This is a genomic window from Erythrobacter sp. NFXS35, assembly GCF_040148725.1.
Taxonomy (GTDB): Bacteria; Pseudomonadota; Alphaproteobacteria; order Sphingomonadales; family Sphingomonadaceae; genus Erythrobacter.
In genome coordinates this window covers 58109-73972 of record NZ_JAGDEB010000004.1, presented here as the reverse complement: position 1 = coordinate 73972, position 15864 = coordinate 58109, and the positions used below count along the sequence as shown (strand labels likewise).

At 61.3% G+C, this 15864-nt stretch carries 15 protein-coding genes; 2 read left to right on the top strand and 13 right to left on the bottom strand.

Annotated elements, in window-relative coordinates:
• Positions 1-239: 239 nt before the first annotated feature.
• Together J3454_RS15470 and J3454_RS15465 are read left to right on the top strand one after the other, a co-directional pair.
• Positions 240-1508, top strand: a complete 1269-nt coding sequence (locus J3454_RS15470) for an amidohydrolase family protein (protein ID WP_349514676.1) — start codon at positions 240-242, stop codon at positions 1506-1508.
• 5 nt (positions 1509-1513) lie between these two features.
• Positions 1514-2746, top strand: coding sequence for an amidohydrolase family protein (locus tag J3454_RS15465; RefSeq protein WP_349514675.1), 1233 nt, complete (start codon positions 1514-1516; stop codon positions 2744-2746).
• Positions 2747-3460: 714 nt separating this feature from the next.
• On the opposite strand, the gene J3454_RS15460 is transcribed toward J3454_RS15465, so the two are convergent.
• The 13 genes from J3454_RS15460 to J3454_RS15400 form a co-directional block, all read right to left on the bottom strand.
• Positions 3461-4114, bottom strand: coding sequence for a recombinase family protein (locus J3454_RS15460; protein ID WP_349514674.1), 654 nt, complete (start codon positions 4112-4114; stop codon positions 3461-3463).
• 405 nt (positions 4115-4519) lie between these two features.
• The gene (locus J3454_RS15455) at positions 4520-4705 is read right to left on the bottom strand and encodes a hypothetical protein (protein ID WP_349514694.1); all 186 of its coding nucleotides are present in this window, start codon (positions 4703-4705) and stop codon (positions 4520-4522) included.
• Positions 4706-4707: 2 nt separating this feature from the next.
• Positions 4708-5844: a Fic family protein gene (locus J3454_RS15450; protein WP_349514673.1), complete on the bottom strand. Its 1137-nt coding sequence runs from the start codon at positions 5842-5844 to the stop codon at positions 4708-4710.
• 191 nt (positions 5845-6035) lie between these two features.
• Positions 6036-6230 (bottom strand): recombinase family protein, encoded by a 195-nt coding sequence (locus J3454_RS15445; RefSeq protein ID WP_502878616.1) that lies wholly within the window; start codon positions 6228-6230, stop codon positions 6036-6038.
• Positions 6231-6614: 384 nt separating this feature from the next.
• The gene (locus J3454_RS15440; protein ID WP_349514672.1) at positions 6615-7178 is read right to left on the bottom strand and encodes a DNA N-6-adenine-methyltransferase; all 564 of its coding nucleotides are present in this window, start codon (positions 7176-7178) and stop codon (positions 6615-6617) included.
• Positions 7175-7651, bottom strand: coding sequence for a hypothetical protein (locus J3454_RS15435; RefSeq protein WP_349514671.1), 477 nt, complete (start codon positions 7649-7651; stop codon positions 7175-7177). The genes J3454_RS15440 and J3454_RS15435 overlap by 4 nt, the downstream gene beginning before the upstream one ends.
• 204 nt (positions 7652-7855) lie before the next feature.
• A complete protein-coding gene (locus J3454_RS15430) occupies positions 7856-8653 on the bottom strand; it encodes a hypothetical protein (protein ID WP_349514670.1) in 798 nt (265 codons plus the stop codon).
• Positions 8643-9404 (bottom strand): hypothetical protein, encoded by a 762-nt coding sequence (locus J3454_RS15425; protein ID WP_349514669.1) that lies wholly within the window; start codon positions 9402-9404, stop codon positions 8643-8645. Before J3454_RS15425 ends, J3454_RS15430 begins: the two co-directional genes overlap by 11 nt.
• 222 nt (positions 9405-9626) lie before the next feature.
• A complete protein-coding gene (locus J3454_RS15420; RefSeq protein ID WP_349514668.1) occupies positions 9627-10505 on the bottom strand; it encodes a hypothetical protein in 879 nt (292 codons plus the stop codon).
• Between the two features lie 84 nt (positions 10506-10589).
• Positions 10590-11642: a 3'-5' exonuclease gene (locus J3454_RS15415; RefSeq protein WP_349514667.1), complete on the bottom strand. Its 1053-nt coding sequence runs from the start codon at positions 11640-11642 to the stop codon at positions 10590-10592.
• Between the two features lie 202 nt (positions 11643-11844).
• Positions 11845-12609: a hypothetical protein gene (locus tag J3454_RS15410; protein ID WP_349514666.1), complete on the bottom strand. Its 765-nt coding sequence runs from the start codon at positions 12607-12609 to the stop codon at positions 11845-11847.
• Positions 12610-12748: 139 nt separating this feature from the next.
• Positions 12749-15409, bottom strand: a complete 2661-nt coding sequence (locus J3454_RS15405) for a relaxase/mobilization nuclease domain-containing protein (protein WP_349514665.1) — start codon at positions 15407-15409, stop codon at positions 12749-12751.
• Positions 15406-15846, bottom strand: a complete 441-nt coding sequence (locus J3454_RS15400; RefSeq protein ID WP_349514664.1) for a hypothetical protein — start codon at positions 15844-15846, stop codon at positions 15406-15408. The genes J3454_RS15405 and J3454_RS15400 overlap by 4 nt, the downstream gene beginning before the upstream one ends.
• Positions 15847-15864: the final 18 nt, after the last annotated feature.

Sequence of the window (15864 nt, the reverse complement as noted above, 5' to 3'; positions counted from 1 at the left end):
CCTAGCTTACGTCCTTGGCGCTGCGGCGGCTTGACCTGAGCATGGCCTTTTCCGCAGCACGCTTCACCTCGCTGCGGTGAGGTCGCTTCAGAAAAGAGCCAAACGCTGTCAAGCACATAACATTCAACTGATCGTCTAGGAGACACTGAGTTTTGAGGCTAGAACACAACGAACATGGGGAGGTGCGCTTCGTGATCCATTCGAAGTCGGGATGCCGAATGCTTCAAGGCCTTGCGGCAATGTCCACTGCCGCTTTGGCACTGGCAGGCGGCCCGCTCGCCGCGCAGGATCGCACGATTGCCTTCACCGGCGCGCGGATCCTCACCATGGCAGGCGAGACGATCAACAACGGCACGCTGGTGATCCGAGATGGCCGAATCGTCGCGGTCGGCAGCAATGTCGCGGTTCCCGCCGATGCCGAGCGGCGGGCGATGGAAGGGCGGATCATCATGCCCGGCATCGTCGATACCCATTCGCATATCGGTCAGGTCGCAGGTGCGGACGGTTCCGGCCCGATCCAGCCCGAGGTACGGGCGCTGGATTCGGTCGATCCGCTCTCCTCGACCATCGCCAAGGCCCGCGCCGGCGGCGTGACGACCGCCAATGTCATGCCCGGTTCGGGCCACCTCATGAGCGGCCAGACCTATTACATGAAGCTGCGCGACGGAAAGACGGTCGAAGACATCGCCTTCGAATGGAAGGACGGCGGAGCCCTGGGCGGCATGAAGATGGCCAACGGCACGAACCCGATGGGCGGCAGCGGCTTCCCCGGCACGCGTGCGAAGTCGGCTTCCCTGGTGCGCGAGAACTTCGTTGCGGCCAAGGCCTATTGCGACGGCGACCGCAAGCAGCGCGATCTCGCCAAGGAAGCTTTGTGCGAGGTGCTTTCGGGCGATCGGCTGGTCCACTTTCATACCCACCGCGCCGACGACATCATGACGGTGCTCCGGCTGAAGCGCGAATTCGGCTTCGACGTGCTGATCCAGCACGGCACCGAGACATGGAAGGTGGCCGAGGAACTCGCCGAGGCGAATATCCCGGTGTCGAACATCACGCTCGACGCGCCTGGGGGCAAGCTCGAGACAGCGGATCTCAAGATGGACAATGCCGCGATCCTCGAACGCGCGGGCGTGCTGGTTTCGATCCATTCGGACGACCCGATCGTGGATTCGCGCATGATGCTGCGCGAGGCGGCGCTGGCGGTGCGCGGGGGAATGAGCCACGATGGTGCCCTGCGGGCACTGACGATCAACGGGGCGAAGCAGATGCGGCTGGATGCCCGCGTCGGCTCGCTTGAGGTCGGCAAGGATGCCGACTTCATCGTGCTCAATGGCGATCCGCTCTCGACTTATACCAATGTGCTCGAAACCTGGGTTGAAGGCGAAAAACTGTTCGACCGGAGCCGCCCGGAAGATCTGCTCATGGCGACCGGCGGCTATGGCGCGGGCAGCCCGATGGAGGCCTCGCACCACCACTGGGAAATTGCCGAGGCGGAGGGCGAACACTGATGCGCATGACCGGATATTGGCTCGTCGCCGCGAGCGCGCTTGCGCTGGCCCCGGCTGCCCACGCACAGGATATCGCCGTCAAGGGCGAGGAGATTCACACCATGGCCGGCCCGGTGATCCGGGATGGCGTGGTGGTGATCGACGACGGCAGGATTGTTGCGGTCGGTCCGGCGACGACCACCCCGATCCCGGAAGGCTTCACTGTAGTCGAAGCCAAGGTCGTCACTCCCGGACTGGTGGACGCCCGCACCGTGGTCGGCCTCGCAGGCTATCTCAACCAGCCGCACGATCAGGATCAGCTCGACGAGAGCGCACCGCTTCAGCCGCAGCTGCGCGCGATCGATGCCTATAATCCGCAGGAAGCGCTGGTGGCATGGCTGCGCGGCTTCGGCGTCACCACCATTCACACCGGCCACGGGCCGGGCGCGCTGATATCCGGCCAGACCATGATCGCGAAGACAGTCGGCAACACCGCCGATGCGGCGGTGATCGTGGAACAGGCGATGGTTGCAGCCAATCTCGGCCCTTCGGCTCTGGCCGAAAGCGGCAAGGCTCCCGGCACCCGCGCCAAGCAGATGGCGATGCTGCGGCAGGCGCTGATCAGCGCCAAACAGAGTGATGCGGCGAAGCCCGCCAGCGGCAAGAAAGACGGCGATAAGACCGACGCCGACACGCCGCCCGGCCTCGAAACGAAGGTGATGCGCGACGTGCTGGCGGGCAAGCTGCCGCTGCTGGTCACCGCCCTCCGCGCGCAGGACATCATGAGCGCGCTGCGGCTGAAGCAGGAATTCGGTATCGATCTGGTGCTCGATGGCGCGGCGGAAGCTTATCTGCTGACCGACGCGATCAAGGCGGCCGGGGTGAAGGTGATCCTCCACCCGCCGATGATGCGGCAATATGGCGAGTTCGAAAACGCCAGCTTCACCACCGGAGCGGTGCTGCGGCAGGCGGGCATCCCGTTCGCCTATCAGTCCAGCTACGAAAGCTACGTCCCCAAGACCCGCGTGGTGTTGTTCGAAGCGGCCGTTGCCGCCGCCAACGGGCTGAGCTGGAACGATGCGCTTGCCAGCGTGACAATCGACGCTGCCCGTATCATCGGGGTCGGGGACCGGGTCGGCTCGCTTGAAATCGGCAAGGACGGTGACGTTGCCCTGTTTGACGGCGATCCGTTCGAATACACCTCCCACGCGGTCGGTGTGGTGATCGATGGCAAGATCTTGAGCGCGGCGCCCCAGTAATTCGCCATTTCGAGAAATGGGGGCTATTCGGGGCGGGCCCCGTGGGCCGGTCCCGTTCGCGTCCCCGACGGAACTCGCTTCGGCTTGCATAGGGCGTGCCTTCGCAAGCCGTAAGAAGCGCCAGATGGGCTAACGTCTCTGGCCTATTAAGCCCTGTGAAATGGCTTTGCCGGGCGGTAAGCTTTGGCACCCACCCGCCAATGCGCCGAGCCGTCGCATTGGAAATGCAGCGTCACGTCATCGATCAACGCCACCGGCACATTGCTCAATCACCTTCCCAGGCTGCCCAGGTCGGACGGCGGGCGCCGATGGAAAGGCGTTACCACAATTGCCTCAGCCTCCTTTGCGGAAGCCACGCTGAAAGTGCGTTCGCGCGACCCGGTGGCCAAAGCCCTTGTCGCCCAGCTATCAGCCTAGGGTGGGGCTCCGGCTAGTCCGGCGCTACCGATCTTGCCCGGGCGCGCGACATCCAGAGTTACCCCTTCCGCAAAGCCGACATTCGCCCTCCCATCCACGTGCCGCCATAAAATGCCCTGAAGGCGCTCCCTTAATGCCGACATGTGGCTTCCGGCGCAGTTGAAGCCGCTGTGCGGCTTCGATCAGATAACCTCTAAGCGTCGGCTCTTGGCAAGACCGGACGCTCAGCACCGCACTTGATAATGACCGTTAAGTCCCACTCCCGGTTATGCAGCCCCATCGGAAGGCCACGCTTCGCTACGACGATTTCCCCTGCCCCTCCCCCTTCATCTCCAGCACGCGCTTGGCATCGGCACGAAGCTCGCCGTTCGGGCCGACGTAGCGATATGCAGTCGCCTTGGAGATGCCGATGTCGGCGGCGAAATCGACCACGAATTTCTCACGTTTGCTCATGGCCTTCTGAAGCAGGCGGATCTTCCTTGGGGTCATCTCGGATGGCCTGCCGCAGTGTTTGCCTCTGGCCTTCGCCGCGGCGATGCCGGCCCGAGTGCGCTCGATAATCAGCTCGCGCTCGAATTCAGCAAGGGCGGCGAAAATCCCGAACATGAGCCGCCCGCTGGCTGTGGTAGTGTCGATCATCGATCCTTCGCCGGTGAGGACTTTCAGACCGATCCCGCGAGCGGTCAACTCGCCGACTGTGTTGACCAGATGGCGAAGGCTGCGGCCGAGCCGGTCGAGTTTCCAGATCACCAGCGTGTCTCCGGGGGCCAAAACGGCGAGGCATGCATCCAGCCCCGGCCTGCTATCGCGAGCACCCGAGATGCTGTCCTGATAGATCCGCTTGGGATCAACGCCTGCGGCAATGAGCGCATCGCGCTGCAGGTCATGGACTTGCCTGCCATCGGCTTTCGATACGCGGGTGTATCCGATCATGGAAACGTTTTCGGCCATAGGAGCCCTCCTTCCTGAGCCAGTCTGGCTCTCTGGTGCCAATGGACCGCAGGAACGTGCCGGGCATCAAGCCTCGCCAATGCAGAAGCGGCACAAGTGCCTGATTGGATGGGAGAACTGGATAGGACGTCTCGCGTCTCAGGCCCTCGCTGTTGGAAGCACCATTATAGCGCGCGTACGTCGCGCTGGCAGCGGCGCCTGATTTCGCGTGGGGGCGATTGGCATTGCAGCGCCACGTTGGCTTCATCGTGTTAGGATAATCATTGATCCTTTAACACGTTGCCGGTCTCATGTTAGCGTCTGCCCAAAGCGACGGTGGGCACGCCCACATCTGCTTTTCCCGCGATGTACAACGCCTCTGCATTGTCTGAAATTTGGGTACAGATTTCGGGCACAGACCGACTCTCATCCGGGCTGAAGGCGCAGATCCTTGACCGAGGCCGAGGGCGACTTGATCAGCAGGTATTGCTCGCCGCGCTTGTTATAGGCGCGCTCCTGCATGGGTCGCATGCCAAGTTCATTGGCATTGGTCGAAGCGCCGCTGCGGGCGGTCTGGAACGATACGGCGGGGACGGGGCGAGCAGAGGTCATCGCTACCTTCTGAACAATGAAATATATTCGTCAAACGCAAACAGGCGGTTGCGCCGTTGGCCAGTCAGTTCAACCAGAACCCCGTAGCTGACGAGATCGTTGATCAGCGCCGCCGCCGTGTTTGTCGAGCTTCCCGTAATGGCTGTGACCGACTTCACATCGAGGATCGGGCGCGCATACAGATTGCGCATGATTGCATGAGCGTTGTCCTGACGGCGCGCGCTGAACCGCGGCAAGACCTCGCGCTCGATCCGCTCCTTCAAGGCCAGGATAGCTCGAAACACCCCGGCCGAAGCCCGCGCCGTTTCCTCAACCCCAAAGAGAAAGAAAATGAGCCATTCGCGCATATGGTTGCCCTGCCGCACCGCCATCAGATGATCGACATAAGCGGTTTTGTTGCGCTCGAAATAGTCAGACAGGTAAAGCGCAGGCTGGTGAAGCAATCCCTCGCTCGCAAGGTAGAGCGAGATCATCAGCCGCCCCAGGCGACCATTCCCATCAAGAAACGGGTGGATCGTTTCGAACTGGTAGTGGGCGATGGCAATCTTGATAAGCGGCGGCACCACAATCGTGCTGTCCTGGAGGAACTTCTCCATATCGCTCATCAGATCGGGCACATGGTCGTGATGCGGAGGCACAAAGACCGCGTTCTTGAGACTGACCCCGATCCAGTTCTGGCTCACCCGGAACTCCCCGGGCATCTTTTGTTCGCCTCTCACCCCCTGCATCAGGATGGCGTGGGTTTCACGCAGCAGCCGATTGCAGAGCGGCAGTTCGGGCAGGCGATTGATCGAATGATTGATTGCCTGAATGTAGTTCTGCACCTCGCCCCAGTCGTCGCGCTCTTCGGGATTGAGATCGTCGGCGCTTTTGAACGCATCTTCGATATTCGTCTGCGTGCCCTCGATGCGGCTTGATTGTGTCGCTTCCTTGGCGACATGCATCCGGATGAAGAAGGCAATATCGGGGATAAGCTGCGAGAAAGCGTTGAGTTCACCCAGCGCACGGTCTGCCTGCCCAAGCAGTTGCAGCAGTTCGGGATCGGCAATGACCCAAGGATGATGGATCGGCTGCGGCAGGAAGGCGCGATATTCATACCGCTCCTCTGGTTCGCCCGCACGATAGTCCGCCAGATTCATAGTTCAGAAACTGCCCCTGATTTTGCGATATGAATTCGCTTATGTCAGGATCGCGCCACAGCGCAAGAGTTATGTCAGTTTGACGGGGCTTTTTGATATAACGAGTTCGCTAATGTGAGAAAGTCGGGATCAAAATCCGCACTGGGTGTTCTCACGCCGCTTTCCCCCCTGTGGCCTTTGCGCCGGTCATCCTAATGTAGAGATCGAACAGCTTTCCAAGCGTTCAGCCCCCGTCTGCAATTCCGGGCACCCGAGATGCTGTCCTGATAAATCCGCTTGGGATCAACGCCTGCGGCGATGAGCGCATCGAACTGCAGATCATGGACCTGCCTGCCATCGGCTTTCGATACGCGGGTGTATCCACTCATGGAGCCGTTTTCGGCCATTTGAGCCCTCCTTCCTGAGCCAGCTTGGCTCTCTGGTGCCAATGGGGCGCAGGAATGTGCCGGGCATCAAGCCTCGCCCATGCCGCAGGAGCGCAAGTAGCTGATTGCATTAAACAACTGGACTGGACGTCTCACGTCTCAGAACCCTCCGCTTATGAGGCGCCAGCAACGACCGTGGCTGGCGAGACAACGCGCTTGCGGCCTGAGAACCCAGGCCCAGAAACCGCAGGCCGTATCGGCAGTGTCGTGCGTCTTCCGCAACCGATGGCCCTTTGCACGCGCCGCTGAAGTCACGGCTGGCTCGACCAAAGTGTCGGATGATTTACCGACCCTGAAACGCGACCTGTGGGCGGACCAAGGTGCCTGGTCCGCATAGCGGACACATCAAGGCGCAAGAGCCAGCCACGATCCCGCAATCAATTCAGCGAAAGTCTCACGCTGAAACTGGCTCGTGCCGTATGCAATCATCATCGATGCCTGCGGTGACGGTTCACTGGTGCCATCGGGTTTCACGTACTTAAGGCGTCCCTTGAACAAGAAAACCCATGCACCGCCCCCCAGGGCATCATGCAAGGCCGCTGCGTCGTTTTTCGCGTTGCTGAGACAGAGCAGGGTGTCGATCTTGCCTTTGTCCCATTCGGCATTGACCTTGGCGAGCCATTGGGACGCGCGGCTGTAAGGCGGATTGACGAAGACAAGGCGCCCCTCCCATTCTTCGTTCAGGCCGTCTCCGCCAGTCTCCTTTCTGATCTGATTGTCGGCCTGCATGGGGCTACGGGAATGCGCGCAGGGATCAAGGTCGACCTTGCCGAACGCGGAGTGGATCGCTTGGACGATTGCCGGAGGCGTGAAGCGACAATCCTTGTCTTGCGCATCTTTCGCCAGCGGACTTGAACGGCGGCGGTAACCCGGCGCCAAGACCGTCAGGACGATCAGCAGGTCCTTCACATCGCCCTTCCCTGTCTCGAGGTTGGCAACGCGTTCGGTCGATAGACCCGTTCGGGCGGCCAGCTTCTCGACGGTCCATTTCTTGGCCTCACGGGTTTGCGCAGCTGCGCGCCGGATACATGCAGCGGCAAGAGTGTGATATCCGGCCGCTGACGCAGGACCAGTTCGGCATCGCTGGGGAAGATGTCGCCGCTCGTATGTGCTCTGAACAGCCGCTCCACCGGGGAGACTGTGTGCCAGACCAACAGTTCGCTGCCCTGAGGCAAACGCTTGGCCAGACCGTCGATGATCTCGGCGCGTGTCTGGGTCGGATCGAAGAAAGCGTGGTGAAGCGCGAAGCGCGCCTCCGCTTCGCCCGAGCGGGTCACCGAAAACAATGCAAGCGAACTGATCAGAGAGCGTGGTCGGTGCTCGGGCCGGGTGCGGATGATCACGACCGCGGACAAGATATTCGGATGGACGAGTTGGGACATGAGTCAGCCTGGTGGTTGGAAGGGCAAAGAGGGCGGGACGGCAGAACGCGAAATAGGCGGCGCTCGGAGGAGCGCCGCCTGCTTGCGAAAGCACGTGCAGGGGACCGACAGGATGCTAGCCAGATCCCCGTTTCAGGTGATGGTGAGGACTGAGCAAAGCAGGATTGGGCTGCTTTCGTGGAGAATGCGCAGCCGCGAAGCCCGCTAGGCGCAGTCGATCTGCTCGTCCGCGAACTTCAACAGCAACAGATGCTCGCTGAGCGCCCGCGCCCCGTGTTCGGCCGCCAGCTCGCCCCAGCTCTGCCAGCGGTCGAGGCGGTGAGCGATCCAGGCGAACTGGCGATCACGTGCGTAGTCGTCGACGAACGTGAGCGTCCACAGCACGCGCGTCAGCGGGGTGGTGTTGCCCAGTTCGCTGCCGATCAGTTTGATTGCGGGCCTGCCCGCTATCGGCTCGCGCACAAAGCGATAGCGCAGCGCCCGGCCCATCGCCTCGAGGGCTGCCATGACCTGCTCTCGCTCAGCACGAGTTGCCCCGTAATCGAGGCCGTTCCACGGGTGCAGGGTGGGAAAGTCGAGCGGGGCAAGGTCGGCTACGTCCCTTCTGCGCGTTGCGGCCAGCATTCGCATGATTGCCCGGGCCTCGACCGTGACTTCGCGGCGTTCCGTGAGATCCTGCGCCTCCAGCCAAGCAAGGTAATGCCACGACTCGCGCCAGACCTCGAAGAAGAATTCGTGGACTGTCTCTTCCCGGCTCACTCGGCGGTTGCTTGCGGCGTGAAGCACGGCCAGCAGCTGCTCACAAGCAAGGTCGATGTTCAAGCCGGAGCCCATGGAGAGCCGACCTTGCCAGAGATAGTGGCGCAGGCTCTCCCACACCCCGCCGTTCTCATCGACAAATCCCTTAGCGTCAGGGTCCTTGCGGAGCCAATAGCCCCACGGCAAGTCGACGAGGCGCGCATTCGCGTAGCCGCGCGGGTCCGGTATCCACTTAGACATCATCGCGACCTCCCTTGCGCAGCCTGAGTGCCTTCGAATGGTTCCCCAGCACGAGGGGAACGCCGCTATCGGCAGCGCCTTCAGTTCCGACGGGCGGGTTGGCCTGAAGTGCCTTCAGCTGGCGCGCGAGGCTTACCGTCTGATCGGCCACATAGGCGATGTCGCGATATTCGCGGGGGCCATCCTCGCGGTCCTCATCGTTGAGCGCATACCCCTCGGGAAGGAAGTCACTGGCCTTGTTGCAGTTGAACCCAAACCACCAAGCGGCATGGCCGCCGTCGACATCGATGTCGGCAATGCCGGGAGTCGCTATCACCCTCCCGCGAACAGCATTGTCACCTGGGTGACAGATGCGGACACTCGGCGGATCATCCTCGCGGCAGATCGCTGCATAGTCGATACCGCGGTGCACCTTGATCACGACGCTGGTTGGGATCGCGTCACGCTCGAAACGCCACAGCGGGTGGTCGGGCTTCACGGCCACAAAGCCCGCCAACGTGCCGTCCGGCTGTCGCAAGATCAGGCACGGATAGGAAGTCTGGGCGTCGATCCATGCAACCCGGTCGGGCTCGCGTTCCCAAGGCCCTTCGCCATAGGGACGGCGCTCGGGAATCCGCAGGATTTCGTCGGCAGTGATTTCATGATTGCCAAGGACGAGGCGCTGGGGAACCGTGGGCGGACCGGAACGGCGATCGCTTGGCACTACGCTGCGGACGCTCGCACGGCCGCTAGCGGATTTCTTGGATTTTGGCATTTCGTGTTTCCTTTGCATACAAAAAAGCCGCAGCGTCCGGACTGGACCTGCGGCGGAAAAACTCCCCTGCGGGAGCGGTGGTTGGCGCGTGATCTGATGCGGACGGGGAGCCTCACGCAAAGCTCCCCGTTCTGGCTGACGATGGGGTCAGGTCATTTTGGTCTCCTCACGGTATTGAACCTGAGCCAGATTATGGACGCGGCGGGCGTTGATCATTCCCGATCAAGCAGCGCGGAACACGGCGCCACGCAATCGCGAGCTTGCGACCTGCGCCCGCGCCCATGGTGCAAAGACCAGGCTCACAAACTTGCTGCGCGGCAGAACCGCTGCGGCAGCGTCTGCGATCACGCCGAGGGTGCGCTGCGGGTGACAGGCGATCTCGCCGTGGGAGGCAAGATGCCGCAGCGCGATCGCCGCCGCGGTCAGCACATCGGCCAAGACCTGTTCGCGCACAGCCGGCCATGCTTCAGCCTCGACCAGCTTGCCGATGCTTTTCGCGGGCGATGGCTTAGACGGGATCGCGGTCGCCGCTGCATACTCGGGCAGGTGCACGGGCTTGGCCTGCACGGCCACTGCGCGGCACAGATCGAGCCGGGTCCGGGCGTGGGGCGACAGATCGCGCAGCTGATGCGGAAGCATGAGACCAAATTCGGCAGCGCAGCGGCGCAAGACCGCCAAGTCCTTCGCTTCCGCTCCCCAGCTCACGAAGGTCGCCCCGGGGAAGCGCTCAAGCGCGCCGAAGACCTGCGTAACGATCGCGCATTCATCCGCCTCGTCGGCTGCGACAACCTTCAGTTCTTCGATGACCGGCACGTCCGTTGCCGGATCGAAGCGCAGCGCCAGCCATGATGCGGCAGCGATGCGGTGGAATGGCCAGCGCACGCTCTGCTCTGCGCCCTCCCCCTCGGCAACGCGGTAGCCGTCGTGGCGCGACCGGTCGTATTGAAATTCGAGGTCGGCGATGATCAGATAGCGGGACGCTGGAAGGGCAGCGTTGTTGTCCTGAATCCGCGCAGCAAAGGCGCGCGCCTCACGCTCGAGGATGGCGGCAAGATTATCGTGAGCTTCGCAGGTGATGTTGGCATTGTCAGTGGTGTTCATTTTTTATGTTCCTTGAAACGCAGCAGGCCCGCCAATGGCGGGCCTGCTGAGGATGGTGGTGATGATGAGATTGTAGGGTTGTAATCAGCGATGCCGCTCATGCGCAGTGATGGGAACAAGCCGCGGGGCCGGCAGGTCATTGCGGTTGAACCACAGCTGCTCGGCTTCGACGTCTTCTGACGCTATCTCGCACCACCAGACCTTGCGCAGTAACTCCGCGTCCCAGCGGTAGCCGCGTGCGCGCAGCAGGTCCTTCCGGGCGAAGGGCGCGCCCGCCGCTTCAACCCTGACGGTCGCTCGGTCGCTGGCTGCAAGCAGGCGCTGAAGATGCGTGCGTTCGGTCCCGGTGCTGGCACCGCCCTCATCGCTGTTATCGCTATCTGGTTCTGTGCGCGATTGCTGCAGCAACCAGAACAGCGCCCAGACATCAGCCGGTGCACGGTGCGCGCGTGCGAACCAACCATGTTGCTGCAGCAGAAACGGTTGGCTGCGGCCCTCGAGCCCGAGCGGCTGCCACGAAATTTCATGGCACGAACAGGCCCATGGCTTCTCCCAGAGGTCGGGCCAGCGCTGCAAGATCCATTCGAGGTCGAAGCGAGCATTATGGGCGACGATCAGATCCGCCCGGTCAAGCAAGCGTCCGACCGCTTCATCGTCGATTGTCTTGCCAGCAAGATCGGCGTCGGTGAGGCCGGTCAACTGGGCGATTTTTCCATCAAGCGGGTGCCCCGGATCCTGCATCCAGCTGAAGATCGGAAAATGGCCCAAGAGGTTGCCATCATCGTCCACCCACAGCAGCTTAATCGCCAGCTCGATGATGCTTCCGGCTGCTGCATCGAGCGAGGTGGTTTCAACATCGAGCAATGCAATGCACCGCCCTTCCGGCGGCGCGCCGCTGGCCGGCATCGACGCATATGGCGGCGGTAGTGAACGCAGCACGCGGTAGTCGGGATATTCCGAGAGCCGATCGGCCAGCACTTCGCTGACCGGATCGAGATGAGTATGCTGTATAGTCATGGTATGGTTTCTCCAATTACGGGTTGGCGAAACCGGCGCGGCGAAGGCGGAGCCGTTCTGGCTCTTCTTTCCTTCACTTTTTTCCCTTCTCCTGCCGGTTTCACCCCGGCAGATTCTCAATTTCCCTTCTTCTGTTTCTGAGCTTCCTTAGCCTGGCCGCGCGCCGGTCGGCTGCGCCAGTCAGGCATCTTCGCCCGCGGTGCGCTTTTCCATCGCTGGCGGCAAAAAAAAGAGCTGCTATCCCGCCTCTTCGTCCGCGGTCCGGTGATGGCGCTTGGTAGCCATGATGATCGTGTCGATTGGATCGAACGAGGGATACCTCTCAATCTTCAATTTTCCCGCCGACGCTGGATGTCTGCTCCCAGGCGTGACCCGGGAGCAGGTCTTCAGCGTGGGGCCTAAGGAAAGCGCCGCTCGGCGATGAAGTGGGATTTTTTCTAGGTCGTCCACGCCCTCTGCGCACCGGAGGGGGAGTTTGGGCGTCTGGCTCGGTTTGCTTCTGCATGACACCAGCGGACGGCGCCGGGCCATGGTTAGCGCCAAGATCGGACCCAAAGCCGAGGTTGGCTAACAACCGATCGTTGACTTTTCTCACCTCATCGAGCGCCGCCTGCGCCTTGCCGAATGCGCTTTGCGCCTGAGCGAGTTCGGCTGCGAGCCGGGCATTCTCGTCGACCATGCTTACACGGGCACTTTCCGCGTCTTCGAACTTGCGACGAAGCTCATGGTATCGTGCCTCAAGGTCATCGTAACGTTCAGACCACTTGCCGGCGTCCTGTTCATGCGCTTCGGCATCCTCGGCGCGGTACTTGCCAACCAGACCTCTTGCGAGCCGACGGAAATTCTCGAACGTTACGTCGAGGACGGCATCCATTTCTGGCGGCGCCTTGGTCACGAATGGCACGCCTTCCGCAGTCCGGCGCTCTTTCCAGTTTGCTACCGCTTCCCCCAAGGCACCGTTGGCCTTTGACATTCCGAGGCGGACGGCCACTTTGTTGGGTATGACCTTGTCGATGTCATAGCCATGCTCTTTAAGGAGCTGATCGGCAGCTGCATCAATGTCAGCTTGGGTCGTTTTGTCAGGCATGCGATTATTTCCTTCCATGTTGTGAGCGAAAAAAGCGACGTTCGCATTTTTCGCTTCATTCGCATTTGTCGTTGGCTTTAATGGGCAGGCACTCAAGGCGATTTGCCCTAGTCGCCAAAACTTTCTGGATATCAGTCTCCTACCTCCGATTTCGTCCACTCTGCGGACCAAAATTCCTTTCATAGGCGCGGGTCCGTTTGTCCCATTCTCGATCGGGTTCACCCGGTGCGCGATAGACGTGTCCGCGGTAGGTCTCGGCGAAACGCCCCTTGGTGCGGCGCAAAGCTTCGGCGTCGTCATACCCCATCGTTTCGAACAGCTCGTGCCGATAGGACCAGGACACATCGGCGGCTGTTGGCGGGGCGGCGCTGTTCCGATCACGTGCGTCTTTCGTGACTGCATCTCCATGCCGAACGGATGCGGCGAAAAATTCTTCGGCCATCGCGCCAATGAGCTGCGCATCGCCGCGAGTACGAGCAGCCCTCCACGCCCGCACATCTGGGCGCTCGTCGAGGTCAAAGGCAAAGCGGTCAGGCCGCAGATGGGAGACCGCAAGCAGCCGGTGAAAGCTGGGATCACCCTTCTGCCCTTCCCAGAATGCCTCGGCCCACTTGTCGCCCTTTTGGGTGGCGGCCAGGTTCCCATTGTTCATCGTGACCCGCCCGCTCAGAAGAGCGGCGGCAATCCAACGGCGTTGCTCGACCTGCACAGCCTCGATCGCATCGAGGCGTGATTGTATGCCGGGCAAGATGATGTGGCGCTCGTGCCCTTTAAAGGCGCTGAGCAAGGCCGGATCGTCGAGAAACCGGGCGCCGTCGACGTTGAAACGGGACCGGGCCAAGTGGAGCCCATTGCGATCAATGCGGTCGAGCGTTTGCAGCGCTTTGCCGGCAATGTTTTTCGGCGGATTGGGAAAGCAACCGGCATCCGAATCCGCTTCGTTCCACCTGCGGAAATCCCGGACTGTCGCCTTGCTGAATGAAGCTGCGCTCCGGTCCCGGCGATCACGGTCATGGCGGACTGATGACCGCAGCCGCTTCAATGTGGTTCTGTTATTGCGCCAGCGCCGAGCGCGCGCGACGATACCATTGTCCGGATCGCGTTTGATCTGGGTGCGGTATATCGCCACCGTATCTTCGAGGCGTTGCGGGAGAACCTCGATATCGAGTTCGGCTGCAATGCGGGCAAGAGCTTCGCGTACCTTCCGGCGCGCAGCGATACGGATCTCTCGGAACCTGGCCGCAGCTAGCAGCATGACCTGAATGCGGGCCTGCCGCCGGGCTGACAGCAGCTGGATTGTCCGTTCGCGTTCGACAATGGCGAGCTTGCCGTCGAGATAATACCGGGTTTCATGCTGGCCGGGCTTAACGTCGTAATCATCGGATATCTGCTCTCGCTGACGCCGCAGCAGATCTGTCGCGCCGTGGCCCTGTGCCGGCTCGCCCCACAAGATCGCTGATATCTCGGTCGTTGGCAGCGCAAGAGTTTTCTGCCCCTTGGCTGCCGTGACCTTTGACGGCGTGACGACATGACGCCGTGCAGATTTGACTGCATCCAGTTCGCGGCTGTGGGATGCCTTACGCGTTGCGCGCGCCTCGTTGGCGGACGCCCCCTTTTCGGTGTTCAGCTTCGACCGATAGGTCTGTTTGTAGTCGGTCGTCAGTTGCGCGGTCAGCGCCTTGAATTCGGCAAGCTCTTCCTTGCGGTTCGACTGATCGATCGCGTCGGCCTGATCCGGTGCATTGAAGCGCGGCATGACAAGGGGACGCACCACGAGGCCCGGCGCTGGAGGGAGATAAGTATCTTTGAGCCGGTCTGACAGCTTGCCAAGCGCAGCATTGGCGTAGGCATCGCCGGCAGCGCAGCGGATACCTACACAAGACGTCCAGTCGCCGCCATTTGTGACCGCCTCGAGCAAGCCTGTATTTCCGACCTTCACATAACGAAAGCCAATAGAGGCAAGATCCTCGTGGACCTGCGGCCAGGCACTTGCTGTCTGCAGCCGCGGCTTGGCCAAGATCTGTGCCGCTCGCTCGAGCGGCCAAGGGTCACCCGGCTGATGCCCCTCGGGCGCGTCGTTCTCCCCGATGATCTTATCATGCGCATGCTGCATGGCGCGCATGCCTTTGCCGTCGAGGACCAGTTTGCCCTCGGGATCGGCAACCTTGGTGTGGGTGAGCAGGTGGTAGACGCCGCTCGCATCGGCGACATAGCGACGATTGGGTTCGGGCTGGAGCCCGAGACGATGCTCGCAGATCGCGGCCGCAATCTGGGCTTTCTCCTTCCACCAGCCTTCGCCGAACTTGATATCCTGGCCAGATTCCGGGATGGCTGAAACGATGAGCCCGTGGCCATGATCGTTATTAGTGTCCCCATGATCGGCCCAAAGCTGGGGACATTGCTCAACGCCCATGACCTCGGCGAACGTGGTACGGATCTCTTCGCCTTGCTCGGCGGTGATTTTGTCTCCCTCACGGTGGCTGATAGTTACGTGCCAGAATTGCTTTAGTCCGGCCGCGCCTGCGGCAGCCGAAAGCTCGTTGATCTGCTCGTCCGGAGCAGCGGCGTTGAGATTATAGGCGTAGCGTCCCGCAATCCGTTCGGGCGACCCGCGATCGGCCGCAACGTAATTGCCGATTGGCCTGACTTGGCTTTGAAGAGCGGCGAGATGGACTTCAGGATCGATGCCATAAATGTAACACCCGGAAGACAGCGCCGTGGAGAACGCAAGGGACTGTTTCGCACCACCGCCGACGACATTCTCGACCCGGGATTCGTATTGCCAGATTTTGATGATCATGGCTGGGGTTTCCCGGATTTGACCGGACGAACGACCCTGACCGCGGTCTCACGCTCAGTAAGGAGGCGAGTGACCTCCCGGCCCTGTCCAGACAATTCGCGGCACAGCTGAACCCCTTCGGAGACCAGCCGCTGAAACTCCGGGTCGACGTCATATTTTTTGTCGAACCCACTCTCGATCAGCGCAATCAAGCGCGCCGTATCCCACGCCTTAAGCAACTCGGCGAACCGCTTCATCCGGGCAGCCGAGCCGTTCAACTTGGCGCTGACATCGAACAAGGGATCATGATATCTGTCGCTAAGCAAAATCCGCTCACGACAGAACTCAGCCAACGGTTTACTCCCGGCTTTCTGCTCTAATTCACCGTATTGTTCAGACGTGAAATTTACAGCTACGCGTGAACGTTTACGAGAATCTTTGCGCTTCTTAGAAGTCATGTTGACCTCCAACGAACG

Coding starts and splice junctions, on each gene's coding strand:
- J3454_RS15400 (WP_349514664.1), bottom strand. CDS start 15,846: ATGACTTCTAAGAAGCGCAAAGATTCTCGTAAACGTTCACGCGTAGCT.
- J3454_RS15435 (WP_349514671.1), bottom strand. CDS start 7,651: ATGTCCCAACTCGTCCATCCGAATATCTTGTCCGCGGTCGTGATCATC.
- J3454_RS15470 (WP_349514676.1), top strand. CDS start 240: ATGTCCACTGCCGCTTTGGCACTGGCAGGCGGCCCGCTCGCCGCGCAG.
- J3454_RS15460 (WP_349514674.1), bottom strand. CDS start 4,114: ATGGCCGAAAACGTTTCCATGATCGGATACACCCGCGTATCGAAAGCC.
- J3454_RS15465 (WP_349514675.1), top strand. CDS start 1,514: ATGACCGGATATTGGCTCGTCGCCGCGAGCGCGCTTGCGCTGGCCCCG.
- J3454_RS15445 (WP_502878616.1), bottom strand. CDS start 6,230: ATGGCCGAAAACGGCTCCATGAGTGGATACACCCGCGTATCGAAAGCC.
- J3454_RS15420 (WP_349514668.1), bottom strand. CDS start 10,505: ATGAACACCACTGACAATGCCAACATCACCTGCGAAGCTCACGATAAT.
- J3454_RS15430 (WP_349514670.1), bottom strand. CDS start 8,653: ATGATGTCTAAGTGGATACCGGACCCGCGCGGCTACGCGAATGCGCGC.
- J3454_RS15425 (WP_349514669.1), bottom strand. CDS start 9,404: ATGCCAAAATCCAAGAAATCCGCTAGCGGCCGTGCGAGCGTCCGCAGC.
- J3454_RS15410 (WP_349514666.1), bottom strand. CDS start 12,609: ATGCCTGACAAAACGACCCAAGCTGACATTGATGCAGCTGCCGATCAG.
- J3454_RS15405 (WP_349514665.1), bottom strand. CDS start 15,409: ATGATCATCAAAATCTGGCAATACGAATCCCGGGTCGAGAATGTCGTC.
- J3454_RS15455 (WP_349514694.1), bottom strand. CDS start 4,705: ATGACCTCTGCTCGCCCCGTCCCCGCCGTATCGTTCCAGACCGCCCGC.
- J3454_RS15450 (WP_349514673.1), bottom strand. CDS start 5,844: ATGAATCTGGCGGACTATCGTGCGGGCGAACCAGAGGAGCGGTATGAA.